Genomic DNA, 13,516 nt, shown 5'->3' with positions numbered 1-13,516 from the left:
CCAATGAGGCACGCGACATGATCCGCCCCGCCCTCGTCGCCTTGTTCCTTGTCCCCGCTCTCGCCGGCCTGCCCGTGCGAGCCGCGACGATCTACGTCGCGAGCCAGCAGGGAGCTCAGGTGACGCGCCTCGAGGCGGGAATGGTCGCAGGCCACGCGACCGTGGCGGGAGCGCCCGCCACGGTCGCGACGGGCGGCGGATCCGTGTTCCTCACGCATCCGGACGGGCACGCGATCACCGTGGCGGACGCCGCCACGGGCGCGGTGCTGCGCCGCCTCCCCTACAACGGCCAGGGCTTCGGCCTCGCCGCCTCGGCGGATGGCCGGACCCTGTTCGTCGCCGACTGGTCGGGCAACCGCATCGACCGGCTCTCGGCCGCGGACGGCACCGTCGAGGCTTCCGCCGAGACCGGCCGAGACCCGGCCCACATCGTCCTCGACCGCGCCGGCCGGCTCTACGTCGCCGACCGGGAAAGCCATCGCGTCAGCGTGTTCGACGGGGCGCGGATGACCCGGCTCGCGACGATTCCCGTCGGCACCGCGCCGTTCGCCCTGGCGCTCGGCCCGGACCAGCGCCGCCTCTATGTCGGCAACGTACGCAGCAACGACCTCACCGTGATCGACACGCAGACGCTCAAAGCCCTCGCCACCGTGCCGGCCGGCGCCATGCCCTATGGCGTCGGCGTGAGCCCGGACGGGGCGCGGGTCTTCGTCACCAACCAGCATGCCGGCACGGTCACCGTGCTCGATGCGGGCACGCTCGCAAATGCGGCGACCATCGGCGTCGGCCGCTATCCGGAGGGCATCGTGATCGAGGGGGGAAGGGCCTACGTGGCGAACTGGTTCTCCGACACCGTGTCCGTCATCGATCTCGCCACGCTGAAGGAGGTCACCCAATTGCCGGTGGCCGAGGGCCCGCGCAGCCTCGCGATCGCCACCCCGGCGAAGGAAGCCCTGCGATGAGACCGCTTACGGCCGGTCTCGCGGCGGGGCTCGCCGCCCTGCTGGTCCTCTCCGCCTGCGACCGCGGTGGCGAGACCTCCGGCGCGGCATCGAACGCGGCGCCCGACCGGGGCGACGACGGGGCCGTCGTCGCCTCGACCTCGGAGGATCACCTCGCCGACTGGCTCTCGCCCACCGACGGGACGGATCCGGCGCGCTGGCTCGCGGGCCGTGAGGCCGGACACCCCTTGCCCGCGGACGCCGCCGCGGTCAGGGAACTGCGCGAAGCCCTCGACAGGGCGCGCAGCGCCTTCGTGGAAGACAAGCGCATGATCGCCAACCGCACGGTGCAGCTCGGACAGATGCTGTCCGAGATCGGCAAGACGGAATCCTATCGCAGCCTGATCGACGGCCTCGGCGGGATCGCGTCGGTGCGCGGCCGCCACAAGAGCCTCTACGGCGAGATGTGCCAGCACTACTACAACACCCGCTCCCAGGGCGCCGACCACGCCGCCGCGCTGGCCCGCCTCGAAGCCCGCGAGCGGCCGGATATCGCCGCGCCGGAGAGGCCTCGGGAACCGGAAAAGCAGCCGGGAGGGCAGCCTTGAGCGACGGACGCGCCTCCACCCGGCCCCTGCCGACGCGGCCTGAGACGATGCTCGTCATCGACGACCACCCGATCGTGATGCAGGGGGTGCGCCGGCTGGCGGAAGCCGCGGGCGTCGCCAGAGTCTACGAGGCCGCCGACATCGTCTCGGGCTACCGCCTGTTCCACCGGCACCGGCCGGCCGTCGTCGTGGCCGATCTGAGCTTTCGCGACGACGGCCTGTCCGGCCTGTCGCTGATCCGCCGCATCCGGGCGCTCGATCCGGCCGCGCGCATCCTCGTGTTCAGCATGCATGCCGACCCGGTGCTGGTCTCCCGCGCCCTGGAAAGCGGCGCGCTCGGCTTCGCGCTCAAGGATGCCGGATCGGACGCCTTCCTGGAGGCGCTCGACGCCGTCCATGCCGGGCAGGGCTACCTGCCGCACGCGCTCGCCACCGATGTGGCGATGCTGAACCGCAGCGCCCGCCCCGCCCCGCTCGCCACCTTGAGCGCGCGCGAATTGCAGATCCTGTCGCTGCTGAGCCAGGGCAAATCCTACGACGCCATCGCCAGCGCCATGGCGGTGAGCTACCGCACGATCATCAATGCCAGTTCCAGCATGCGCAAGAAGCTCGGCGTCGAGTCGCGCGCCGGGCTGGTGCAGATCGCGGTCAACCGGCGCAACGCGCTGCTGTGAGTTGCTTCGAAGGGGCGGCGGGCAAGCGAACAGATATCCCCTCCTCACCCTCATCCTGAGCTGCCCGCGACAGCGGGCCTCGAAGGATCCTCCGGGAAGCGCGCGATCCCTGGAAGATCCTTTAAGGCCGACGCTGCGCGTCGGCACCTCAGAATGAGGGGGCAGGTCGGATGGCCGTCACTCGGCGCCCCGCTCGGGCGCAGGCCCGCCGAACGGGGCCCGCGGGCTGGCATCGCCCGCGGGCGTGGCGAAGGGCAGCGTCAGCGCCGCCGCCGCGATCACCGCAGTGATCCAGCGCTTCGGCCGGTCGGGCAGGCTCGCGGCACGGCTCGGACCGTTGAGGCGGGGCCGGTGCACCTCCCCGCCGAACGGGGTCGGACGCCGGCCCTCCTCCGGCCCGCGGTCCCTGTCCCGGTCCAAGTTGCGCTCGAGATTCCGCTCGACCGCGCCGAGCAGCGCGGCGGCCTCCCCGTCCAGGCTGTCCCAGTGCCGGGTCAGGGCGCCGTGCTCCGCCGGCTCGGACGCCGCGGCGTCCGGTCCGGTCTCCGTTGTCCGCTCCTCGGGGGCTGTCATGGCGAGCGGTCAGGCGCGGTGGTAGGCATCCTCGAGGCGGACGATGTCGTCCTCGCCGAGGTAGCTGCCGAGTTGCACCTCGATCAGTTCGACATCGTCGTTGCCGGGATTCTCGAGGCGGTGGATGGCGCCGAGCGGGATGAAGATGTGCTCGCTCTCGCGGTAATCGGCGACCGTGTCGTCCACGGTGACCCGGGCGCAGCCCCGCACCACGACCCAGTGCTCGGCCCGGTGGCGATGCTTCTGCAGCGAGAGCCGGCCGCCGGGTGCCACGGTGATCCGCTTGACCTGGAAACCGTCGGAAGCCTCCAGCACCCGGTAGCTGCCCCAGGGGCGGTGCGAGGAGGCGTGCCACTCGGCCTGGGGCCGGCCCTTGCTGCGCAGGATCTCGACCATCTTGCGCACGTCGCCGCAGCGGCTGCGGTCGGCCACCAGGATCGCGTCCTTCTCGGCCACCACCACGAGATCCCGCACGCCGACGAGCGAGGTCACCATCCCCTCCGAGGAGACGAAGCAGCCCTCGGTGTCGAACAGCTCGGCCGCGCCGCGGCTGACATTGCCGAGATCGTCCCGCTCGCTGATCGCCCAGAGCGCGTTCCAGTTGCCGACATCCGACCAGCCGCAGCGCATCCGCGCGACCGCGGCGCGGCTCGTCTTCTCCATCACCGCGAAGTCGAGGGAGGTCTTGTGGGTGCCGGCAAACCCCTCGGCGTCGAGGGCGAGCGCCCCGCCCTCGTCGGCGGCGGCCTCGACCGCCCGGGCGGCGGCGGCGGCCGTGTCGGGATCGAACGCGGCGTATTCGGCGCACAGGGTGTCCGCCCGCATCAGGAAATTGCCGGAGTTCCATAGCCAGCGCTCCGAGAGGTAGGTGGCGGCCCGCGCCGCGTCCGGCTTCTCGGCGAAGGTGTGCACGGCGTGGCAGCGCGCCTCGACGCGGTCGCCGGGCCGGATCCAGCCGTATTCGATGCTGGCGTGATCGGCCTCGATGCCGAAGGTGACGAGCCGCCCGGCCCGCGCCGCCGGCAGGGCGGAGGCCACGGCCCGCCGGAAGGCACGCGGCTCGGTGACGATGTGGTCGGAGGGCAGCACGAGCACCACCGCCTCCGGATCCTCCCGCGCCACCAGGGTGCAGGCGGCCAGGATCGCCGGGCCGGAATCGCGGCGCTCCGGCTCCAGCAGGAGGGTGACGCCCGCATCGATCGCGGCGGCCTGCTTCTCGACGAGGCAGCGGTGATCGCGGTTGGCGACGACGATCGGCCGGGCGAAGAGCGGGCCCTGGAGCCGCAGCAGGGTCTGCTGGAAGGTCGAGTGCGGCCCGAGCAGGGGCACGAACTGCTTCGGCAGCGAGGTGCGGGAGGTGGGCCAGAGCCGCGTTCCCGAGCCGCCGCAGAGGATGACGGGCTGGATCCGTGCAGGCATCGACGGGCGTCCTTTTGTGCTGGGACTTGGAAGATGGAACTGGGAAAAAAGGTCAGGGGGTTTCGATCGCGCTGCGCAGGGCGGGTGCCGCCTGCGAGACGGGGCCGGGAGCGGCCGCCCCGCCACGAGTGGGGGCCGGGGCCGGCGCCTCTCCGGTGCCGGCCTTGGCGGGGGACACCTGCACGACGTCGCCCGGCAGCAGCACGGAGGTCAGGCTGGCCCGGAACGTCGCCGCCCGGTCGCGCTGGGTCCGCGTCACCTCGACGTTCCAGCCGGTGGACTCGGTGCCGCCGTCGGAGGCGGCGAGCCGCCGGGCGCGGCTTTCCAGCAGGTCGCGGGCGATGGGCAGACTCGCTTCGGTCTCCAGCAATTGCTGGCGGGTGGCCTGAAGGTCGGCCACGACCCGGCGGCGATGCCCGTTCTCGGTGTCGCGCTGGCGCAGGGTCAGTTCGCCGGTGGCGGTGCCGTTGCGGGCGAGTTCCGCGTCGATCCGGGCGAGTTCCGCCCGGACCCGGGCGTTCTCCCGCTGCCGGTCGACCATGATCGTCTGCAGGCCGTGGCCGTTATCGGTCAGCCGTGCGTAGTTGCGGACCTGGGCCTCGGTGAGCTTCACCTGTTCCTCGATCAGGGACCGCTGCTGGGTCAGCGACGTCCGCTCGGTCTCCAGCCGCTCGACCTGCTGGCGCAGCAGGCCGACCTCGCTGCGCTCCGTCTCGCGCTGGAGCGAGAAGATCTCCTGCTCGCCGCGCATCAGCGCCGTCGCCTCCGGGCCGATCAGTTCGTCCGAGACGAAGCTCGTCCGCCCGTCGCGCTGGGCCTCCAGCCGAAGTTGCCGGGCGCGCTGGGCGAGCCGGGCGAGTTCCAGGCTGCGCAGACGCTCGCGCGCGGTCAGCACCTCGCCCTTGAGTTCGGTGATGGAGCGGTCGCCGACCCGCCCGCCGCCGGCCAGCGCCACCGCGCCGAGCACGGTGAGGCCGTAGCGGTAGGTGTAGCTGCCAGGCGAACGTACCTCGCCCAGAACATAGACCGGCTTCATCTCGGACAGCCGCAGGCTGACGGTGGCCGAACGCAGGTAACCGTCGTTGAGGCGGGTGCGCACCAGGGTCTCGGCCTGCTCGGGCGACAGCCCGGCGACCCGGACACGGCCGACCATCGGCAGGTTCAGGTCGCCCACCGCATCGACCACGTACTCGCCGGTCAGGTCCGTCTGGCCGAAGACGACCATCGTCACCCTGTCGCCGCTCGACAGCAGCAGCGCGGTCTCGGCCGAGGGCTCCGGCAAGGCCTCCGGAGCCTGCGCCTCGGCGGCCAGGGGGGCGCCCGCGAGGAGGAGCACAAGTCCCGAGCCGAGCATCGCGCCGAGCGTTGCGCGAAGAGGCCCCTCGCCGCCCCGAAACCGAAATGTCCTGAAATCGAGCATGCCTTCGCCTCTCAGGCCGCTTGCCGGGCGCCGGCCGGCGACGCGGCCGTTCGGGAGACTGCTCCATTCGGGAGATCTGCCGCTCGGCCGGTACCCCGGAGGTGCCGCCCGGAGCCCTCCGCGCTCAAGGGAGCACCGGGGGAGAACCGGGAGGCGGCCGGGCTGTCGTGACGCCCTGTCTGAATGCCAGAGCCCCTCCCCGTTGGCTCTGGCTATTCGGTCACCTCAGGGTTCGCGACCGGGTTAGTCCGACGGTGCCGGTTGCGGCTCGAAGGCGCGCTTGGGAACCGATTCCGCGCGCGCCGCTTGGCCCACGGCAAGAAAGGGGCTTGCACCTCCCGATCGTGGTAAACCGCCTTCGCACGCAGGACGCCGCGTCTTCCTCGAAACAGCAATGCCGCACCCGATCAAGGTCTCCTAAGCTGGGATCGACCGACAATGGGAGACGTCGAGCGATGAAGAAGCGTATCCTCGTGACGGGTGGGGCCGGTTTTGTCGGCAGCCACCTGTGCGATCGACTGGTGGCGCAGGGACACGACGTGCTCGCGGTCGATAATTTCTACACGGGCGACCGGTCGAACCTAGCCCAGCACCTGAGCAATCCGCGCTTCGAGGTCATGCGCCACGACGTGAATTTCCCGCTCTACGTCGAGGTCGACGAGATCTACAATCTCGCCTGCCCCGCCTCCCCGATCCACTATCAGCGCGACCCGGTGCAGACCACGAAGACGAGCGTGATCGGGGCCATCAACATGCTCGGGCTCGCCAAGCGGCTCGGCATCCCGATCCTCCAGGCCTCCACCAGCGAGATCTACGGCGATCCGGACGTCCACCCGCAGCCGGAGGATTATCGCGGCCTCGTCAGCGTCAGCGGCCCGCGCGCCTGCTACGACGAGGGCAAGCGCTGCGCCGAGACCCTGTTCTTCGATTACCAGCGCCGGCACCACGTGCCGATCCGCGTGGCGCGCATCTTCAACACCTACGGGCCGCGGATGAACCGCGACGACGGCCGGGTCGTCTCGAACTTCGTGGTGCAGGCGCTGCGGGGCGAGCCGATCACCCTCTACGGCGACGGCCGCCAGACCCGCGCCTTCTGCTTCGTCGACGACCTCGTCGAGGGGCTGATGCGCCTGATGAACGTCGAAGGCACGCTCGACGGCGCGGTCAATCTCGGCAACCCGACCGAGGTGACCATCGCCGAGATCGCCCATCGGATCATCGCGCTCACCGGCTCGCGCTCGGAGATCGTCTACCGCCCGCTGCCGCAGGACGACCCGCGCCAGCGCTGCCCCGACATCACCCGGGCGAAGGCGATGCTGCACTGGACCCCGAAGGTCGGGCTCGACGAGGGGCTGACGCGGACGATCGCCTATTTCGAGGCGCTGCTCTCGGCCGCCGGCTCGAGCGTGACGCCGTTCGAGCCGGCGCTGCCCGAACTCGCCAAGGTGGAACTCGCGAAGACCGGCTCATGAGCGCACCCCTCCCCCGCGTTCCGATCCTGGGGGTGCCGGTCAGCGCGATCACGCTGGACGAGGCGGTGATGGCGGTCGAGGACTGGATCCTCGCCCGCCAGCGCCACTACGTCTGCATCACCGGTGCCCACGGCGTCATCGAGTGCCAGACCGACGGGCGCTTGCGCGCGATCCACGAGCGCGCCGGCCTCGTCACGCCGGACGGGATGCCGCTGGTCTTCATGGCGCGCCGGCTCGGCTTCCCGCGCACGCAGCGGGTCTACGGACCCGACCTCATGCGCGCGCTGACGGCCCTGTCCGCCCGCAAGGGCTATCGGCAATACTACTTCGGCGGCGGTTCCGGCCTGCCCGAGCGGCTGGCGGCACGCCTGACGGAGCAGTTCCCCGATCTGCCCATCGCCGGCACCTTCTCGCCCCCCTTCCGCCCGACCACGCCGGAGGAGGACGAAGCGATCGTCGCGCGCATCAACGCGGCGGCGCCCGACATCCTGTGGGTGGGCCTCAGCACCCCGAAGCAGGAATACTGGATGGCGCGCCACCGCGACCGGCTCGAGGTGCCGGTCATGGTCGGCGTCGGTGCGGCCTTCGACTTCCTCGCCGGCACCAAGCGGCAGGCGCCGGCCTGGATGCAGCGGCGCGGGCTCGAATGGGCCTTCCGCCTCGGCACCGAGCCGCGCCGGCTGGCGCGCCGCTACGGTCGGATCGTGCCCGAGTTCATCCTGCGCGCCGGGTTCCAGCTCCTGAGCGCCCCGTCGCGGCCGCGGCGGTCGTTCTAAAGCATCGTCCCGAAAGGTGGCCTCCGGCTTTCGGAAAAAAGATGATGCGAGAACAAGAGCCTCGATCATCGTCCTGGATCCGGTATCCAGGACGATGATCGAGAACGCGTATCCGACGAAGCGGACGCTGCCCGCCCGGCGCGGGGGGGGCGTCGCGCCATGATCCGCGGACACGGGCCCGATCCGGCATGATCGGGCCCGTGTCCGCGGGCATGCCCGTTCGAGCGACTGCCTGTGAGCATCGTTGCCCCGGCCGGAGCGTTCGGGGGCCGGGGTTCTTGCGAGGCACCCGGCCTGCGCCCCGGCGCGCGCAGTTTTTCCCGGCCGATCTCCACGTCGTTGCGCAGCGCCCCAAAGGATTACCGCAGCGCGAAAGTATGATCGCCCATCGAGAAGATATGCTCAGACGGCCCCTGAAATAAGAATGGAAGCGCCAAAGCAGAAAAAGGCGTGACACCCATGTCGAAGAGCGCAGTTGTTACCGGGGCCGGCGGTTTCATTGGTGGACATCTGGTGACGTACCTGCGTCGCCTTGGCTATCATGTCCGTGGCGTCGATATTAAATACCCCGATTTCGGGCAAAGCGACGCCGACGAGTTCATGCTCGCCGATCTGCGCTCGATCGAAGAGTGCCGCGAGGCGGTGAAGGGCGTCGACGAAGTCTACAATCTCGCCGCCGACATGGGCGGGATCGGCTACATCTCCGGCGCGCACGCCTCGATCACCTTCAACAACACGATGATCAGCGCGCAGATGCTGAAGGCCGCCTTCGACGCGCGGGTCGAGCGGTTCCTGTTCTCCTCCTCGGCCTGCGTCTACCCGCAGCATCTGCAGGACGTGCCGAGCGTGATCCCGCTGAAGGAGGAGGATGCCTTCCCGGCCGCGCCCGAGGAAGGCTACGGCCTGGAGAAGCTCTACACGGAGAAGCTCTGCCAGTACTTCACCGAGGATTACGGCTTCCCGACCCGCTCCGTCCGCTTCCACAACGTCTACGGGCCGCTCGGCACCTATGACGGCGGCAAGGAGAAGGCGCCCGCCGCGATCTGCCGCAAGATCGCGCGCACGCCCGACGGCGGCACGATCGACATCTGGGGCGACGGCCAGCAGACCCGCTCGTTCATGTACGTCGACGACTGCGTCGAGGGCATCTACCGCATCATGCAGTCGGACCATCACGGGCCGCTCAACCTCGGCACGGACGAACTCGTCAGCATCAGCGGCCTCGTCGATCTCGTGGCCGAAGTCTCCGGCAAGACGATCCACAAGGCGTTCGACCTGAGCAAGCCGCAGGGCGTGCGCGGGCGCAACAGCGACAACACCCGCCTGCGCGAGGTTCTGGGCTGGGAGCCCCTCATCCACCTGCGCGAAGGCCTGCAGCCGACCTACCGCTGGATCGACGAGCAAATTCGAGAGGCCCAGGCACAAGCGGACGCCGCCCCGCGGCAGGCCGCCGAGTAAGCGCGCCGATCCCGCGCCCCCTGTCTGCCCGCTGCCCGCCCCTCCCGCCCGTTACGCAGTGCGAGCGAGCCCATGCCGGACGTCGATGTCGCAAATACCGGTCTCCTGCCGGCCGGCGGAGCCGGCTGGCCGGGGCGCCTTCGAGAGCGTCTCAAGGAGCGTCTCGGACCCGCCCGGTCCGGGCGCGCCGAGACGATCGCCGAGGCGCGGCGCCGGATCGTCACCGGGGCCCTGCTCGGCGGCGACGCCGTCGCCGTGCTGGCCGCCTGCGGGGGAAGCCTGCTCGTCATGGCGGCGGCCGGAGCGGCCGCCGGCCTCGCGCCGGCCATGCTGACCGGCTGGTGCGCCCTGCAGATCGGCGCCCTGGCCCTGTGCGGCCTCTACGAACCGATCGAGGCGGAGCCGATCGAGCGGCTGCGCCGCCGCGGTCTGGCCGCCGCCCTCGCGTTCGCCGCTGCCGTCCTGGTCGGCGGCGGGCCCTGGTCCTGGCCATGGTCCTGGGCCGCCACCGGGATCGCCGCCCTCCTCGCCATCCCGCTCGGGCACTACGCGGAGGGGTTCGTGCGTGCGCGTCTCGTCCGGCGGGGCGTTTGGGGGGCGGCGACCATCGTCTACGGCGAGGGCGCCGCCGAGCTGGCCCGCAGCCTCGCCGCCCGGCCGGAACTCGGACTGCGACCGATCGGCATCGTCCGCACGGCCGATCAAACCGTCGAGCCCTTCCGCACCGTCGTGCCGCCGGGGCCCTCGGAGGACGCCGAGCGTTCGGCCGAGCGCATGGCGAGCCTGCTGGAGGCGGCCGAGGTCGCCATCTGCACCCCCGGCGAACGCGAGCCCGCCCGCTTCGCCTGGCTCACCCGGCACCCGTTCCGGCAGGTGCTCGTGGCGCACCATGCGCCGGAGGTGGAGACCGTGCGCCTGCAGACCCGCTGCCTCGGTCCCGTGGTCGGGCTCGTGGTGCGCCGGGCGATCTTCCTGCCGCACAACCTGCGCCTCAAGCGGGCGCTCGATCTTGCCGTGGCGGTGCCGGCCCTTCTCGTCTTCGGACCCCTGATCGGTGTGCTGGCGCTTGGCGTGAAGATCGCCGATCCGGGCCCGGCCTTCTACGTCCAGCCCCGCGTCGGGCGGGATGGCCGTACCATCCGCGTGTACAAGCTGCGCAGCATGTTCCGCGACGCGGAGGCGCGGCTCGCCGAGCATCTGGCTGCCGACGAGGCCGCCCGGCGCGAATGGGACCGGTTCTGCAAGCTGCGCAACGATCCGCGCGTCCTGCCCGGCATCGGCGGCTTCATCCGCCGCACCAGCCTCGACGAGCTGCCCCAGCTCCTCAACGTGTTGCGCGGCGACATGAGCGTGGTCGGGCCCCGCCCCTTCCCCGCCTACCACACCGAGCGGTTCGGCCCGGCCTTCCAGGCGCTGCGGGCGAGCGTGCCGCCGGGCCTGACCGGACTGTGGCAGATCTCGGCCCGCAGCGACGGCGACCTCACGGTGCAGGAGCAGCAGGACAGCTTCTACATCCGCAATTGGTCGATCTGGACCGACCTGTACATCCTCCTCGAGACGGTGCCGGCGGTGCTCACCGCCAAGGGCGCCCGCTGAGGAGGGGCCCCGGCGGCCCCTCCTCCCCTCGACGCGCTCCCCCTTTTCGATCCCGACGCAGGCGTGACCCATGGATCCGTTCCACGAAGCCGACCCGCCCGGCGGCGGGCGATCGCTGACCTCCCATTACGAGGCGGTCACCGGGCACGCCCTCGCGGTGCTCTGGCGGCGCCGGATCATGATCGCCTCGATCGCCGGGCTGTCGGCGCTGGCGGCGGGGGCGGCCTCGCTCGCCCTGCCGCCGAGCTACACCGCCGAGGTGCTGCTCCAGTTCGATTTCGGCCAGACCCAAGATGTGCGCGGGACGGGCAAGTCCGGCCCGCAGATCGCCCTCGAACCGGCCTCGGTGGTGGAGAGCGAGGCGCGCATCATCCGCTCGTTTGCCATCGCGCAATCCGTGGCGGGCCGGCTCGAGGAAGCCGGGCAAGCCAAGCAGGCGGCCCAGGCGGGGCAGGCGGCCAAGGAGGCATCGGCGGGATGGGTCGGCTCCCTGAGGCAAGCTCTCGAGAATCGGGTTCAGGCCGCGCTGCCCGCCCTCCCCGGCACCCGTCCGGAAGAAACCGCGCAGCAGGAGACCGAGCGCGACGCCCAGGCCCAGCGGCTCCTGCGCGGGCTCACCGTCGGCAACGACGCCAAGGCCTACCTGATCACCATCGGCTACCGTGACCGCGACCCGAAGCGGGCGGCGGAGACCGCCAACACCTTCGCCACCGAGTATCTCGCCCGCAAGATGCAGGCAGCCTCCCTCGCCACCGAGCGGGCGAGCCGCTGGTACGCCGAGCAGATCCAGGTCTCGCGCGGCGAACTGGCCCGGCTGGACAGCGAGATCGACGCCTTCCGCAAGCGCACGGGCTTCGTCGAATCGGTGCGCGAGGGCGTGGACCTGCGCGAGCAGCAGTTGCGCGACGCCCTCACCGAACTCTCCAGCGCCTCGGCCAAGCGGCTGGCGGAGGAGGCGCGGCTGCAGCGCGCCGGGGACGTGATGCGCTTCGGCGGCGTGCCGAACGCCTCCGACACGACGATCTCGCCGGTGATCCAGCAGATGCTGGCCGATGACAGCAAGCTGCGCCAGGAACTGGAGCAACTCACCGCCGTCTCCGGCGACAACCATCCCAGCGTGCTGCGCCTCAAGGCCTCGATCGCCGCGCTCCAGCAGCGGCTTCAGCTCCGCATGGCCGAGGTGCTGAAGCTGGTCGAGGTCGATCTCGGCGCCGCCCGCGGGCTCGAAGCCTCGGCCGAGGCGCGGGTCTCGACCGTGCGCCGCTCGCTCATCGAGAGCAAGGCGCTCGAATCGAAGCTCCGCGCACTCCAAGCCGACGCGACGGCCGCCCGCGACCGCCTGCGCGTCCTCGACGAGGGCTACCAGACCGCCAACGCGCTGAGCGAACTCAAGCCGGTGATGGCGCAGATGCTGGCGCCGGCCAAGGTGCCGACCCTGCCCACCGGGCCCGGCCTCGGCCTCGTGCTCGGCCTCGGCCTGTTCGCCGGGGCCGGCGCCGGCTCGGTGCTGGCGCTCGGGCTCGACCGCCGCGACCGGGGTTACCGCAGCCAGGGCGAGATGGAGGCCGAGACCGGCCTGCCCTGCCTCGCGCTGCTGCCGAACCGGCCGGCGGGTGCGCAATCGGGCGAGCGCCTGGAACAGGATCTCGTCTTCCGCGAGGCCGTGCGGGCGGCGGTGGCCGAACTCGTCGCGGTGCGCGAGCCACTCAAGGTCGTCCTCGTCACCTCGGCGATGCCCGGAGAGGGCAAGTCCGTCGTTGCCCGCTCGGTGGCACGCTCGCTCGCCGCGATGGGGCGCCGGGTGCTGATCCTCGACGGCTCGCCCCGCCGCGCGGCGATCGAGGACGGCCGCCACGGCAATCTCGGGCACGAGACGCACGCCGACGACGAGGAGACGGAGGGCCGCATCTCGACCATCCGCCGCGTCTCCGGCCTCAAGGACGGTCACGACATCTACGCCGAGCCGACCTTCGGGATGCTCGTGCGGGAGGCGCGCGAGCGCTACGACGTCATCCTCGTGGAGGTGCCCCCGGTGCTGCTGCTGGGCGATGTCGCGCTCCTGCGCCAGCACGCCGATGCCGTGGTCCACGTCGTGGCGTGGCACGGCACGCAGAAGGCCGCCGTCACCGCGAGCCTCGCCTATATGCACCGGCTCGGGCTGACGGTCGCCGGGCTCGTCCTGAACAAGGTCGATCTGAAGCGCCACCAGGGCCGCGCCGCGGATCGCGGCACGCTCTACCGCGACTTCTCGCACTACTACCGGAACAGCGCGTGATGGGCGCGCAGTCCGCAGCAGGTCTGGGGGCGGCGATCCTCGTGAGCGAATGGAGCTTCGCCTGCGCGGCCTGCGGCTCCCCCGCCGTCACCTGGCCGGCGGACCCGACCGCCGAGGCGGCCATCGCCTGCGGCGGCTGCGCCCGGCCGCTCGGTACGCTGGCCGCGTTCCGGGCCGGGATCGAGCGGGTCCTGGCCCCCCATCGCTGCCACGGGCACGGCCGGGGCGCCGATGCTTTCCCACCCACGCCCCCGTCCTGAGGTGCTGCGAAGCTGCCTCGAAGGATCCTCCCGATCCCGTGCGA

At 71.4% G+C, this 13,516-nt stretch carries 12 protein-coding genes; 9 read left to right on the top strand and 3 right to left on the bottom strand.

Annotated features, from left to right (window positions below; genetic code table 11):
• The first annotated feature begins 17 nt into the window (after window positions 1-17).
• Genes Y590_RS19965 through Y590_RS19955 form a run of 3 tightly spaced genes read left to right on the top strand, consistent with a single transcriptional unit; the run spans window position 18 to window position 2,223 of the window.
• Window positions 18-962, top strand: coding sequence for a YncE family protein (locus Y590_RS19965; protein WP_060771378.1), 945 nt, complete (start codon window positions 18-20; stop codon window positions 960-962).
• A complete protein-coding gene (locus Y590_RS19960; protein ID WP_060771377.1) occupies window positions 959-1,549 on the top strand; it encodes a hypothetical protein in 591 nt (196 codons plus the stop codon). Before Y590_RS19965 ends, Y590_RS19960 begins: the two co-directional genes overlap by 4 nt.
• Entirely contained in the window at window positions 1,546-2,223 is a 678-nt protein-coding gene (locus Y590_RS19955; protein WP_060771376.1) for a response regulator transcription factor, read from the top strand. Before Y590_RS19960 ends, Y590_RS19955 begins: the two co-directional genes overlap by 4 nt.
• Window positions 2,224-2,400: 177 nt before the next feature.
• Here the strand turns inward: Y590_RS19955 and Y590_RS19950 are convergent, their stop codons facing one another.
• Genes Y590_RS19950 through Y590_RS19940 form a run of 3 tightly spaced genes read right to left on the bottom strand, consistent with a single transcriptional unit; the run spans window position 2,401 to window position 5,635 of the window.
• Window positions 2,401-2,796, bottom strand: a complete 396-nt coding sequence (locus Y590_RS19950) for a hypothetical protein (protein WP_060771375.1) — start codon at window positions 2,794-2,796, stop codon at window positions 2,401-2,403.
• A gap of 9 nt (window positions 2,797-2,805) precedes the next feature.
• Window positions 2,806-4,215 (bottom strand): mannose-1-phosphate guanylyltransferase/mannose-6-phosphate isomerase, encoded by a 1,410-nt coding sequence (locus tag Y590_RS19945; RefSeq protein ID WP_060771374.1) that lies wholly within the window; start codon window positions 4,213-4,215, stop codon window positions 2,806-2,808.
• A 52-nt stretch (window positions 4,216-4,267) separates the two neighbouring features.
• Window positions 4,268-5,635, bottom strand: a complete 1,368-nt coding sequence (locus Y590_RS19940; RefSeq protein WP_060771373.1) for a polysaccharide biosynthesis/export family protein — start codon at window positions 5,633-5,635, stop codon at window positions 4,268-4,270.
• Between the two features lie 455 nt (window positions 5,636-6,090).
• On the opposite strand from Y590_RS19940, the gene Y590_RS19935 reads away from it, so the two are divergent.
• The 6 genes from Y590_RS19935 to Y590_RS19910 all read left to right on the top strand — a co-directional run bounded on the left by Y590_RS19935 (window position 6,091) and on the right by Y590_RS19910 (window position 13,472).
• Complete coding sequence (locus Y590_RS19935; protein WP_060771372.1) at window positions 6,091-7,107, top strand: UDP-glucuronic acid decarboxylase family protein; 1,017 nt, start codon at window positions 6,091-6,093, stop codon at window positions 7,105-7,107.
• Window positions 7,104-7,883: a WecB/TagA/CpsF family glycosyltransferase gene (locus Y590_RS19930; protein ID WP_060771371.1), complete on the top strand. Its 780-nt coding sequence runs from the start codon at window positions 7,104-7,106 to the stop codon at window positions 7,881-7,883. The genes Y590_RS19935 and Y590_RS19930 overlap by 4 nt, the downstream gene beginning before the upstream one ends.
• Window positions 7,884-8,342: 459 nt before the next feature.
• A complete protein-coding gene (locus Y590_RS19925) occupies window positions 8,343-9,341 on the top strand; it encodes an NAD-dependent epimerase/dehydratase family protein (RefSeq protein WP_060771370.1) in 999 nt (332 codons plus the stop codon).
• Between the two features lie 72 nt (window positions 9,342-9,413).
• On the top strand, window positions 9,414-10,937 hold the full coding sequence (locus tag Y590_RS19920) for an exopolysaccharide biosynthesis polyprenyl glycosylphosphotransferase (RefSeq protein WP_060771369.1): 1,524 nt from the start codon (window positions 9,414-9,416) through the stop codon (window positions 10,935-10,937).
• A gap of 70 nt (window positions 10,938-11,007) precedes the next feature.
• Window positions 11,008-13,212, top strand: a complete 2,205-nt coding sequence (locus tag Y590_RS19915; protein ID WP_060771368.1) for a GumC family protein — start codon at window positions 11,008-11,010, stop codon at window positions 13,210-13,212.
• Entirely contained in the window at window positions 13,212-13,472 is a 261-nt protein-coding gene (locus tag Y590_RS19910; protein WP_060771367.1) for a hypothetical protein, read from the top strand. The genes Y590_RS19915 and Y590_RS19910 overlap by 1 nt, the downstream gene beginning before the upstream one ends.
• Window positions 13,473-13,516 lie beyond the last annotated feature (44 nt).

The organism is Methylobacterium sp. AMS5, from assembly GCF_001542815.1.
In the GTDB taxonomy this organism is placed as follows: Bacteria; Pseudomonadota; Alphaproteobacteria; order Rhizobiales; family Beijerinckiaceae; genus Methylobacterium.
The sequence above is the reverse complement of the archived record's forward strand: the minus strand, read 5'-3'. Positions and strand labels throughout refer to the sequence as shown.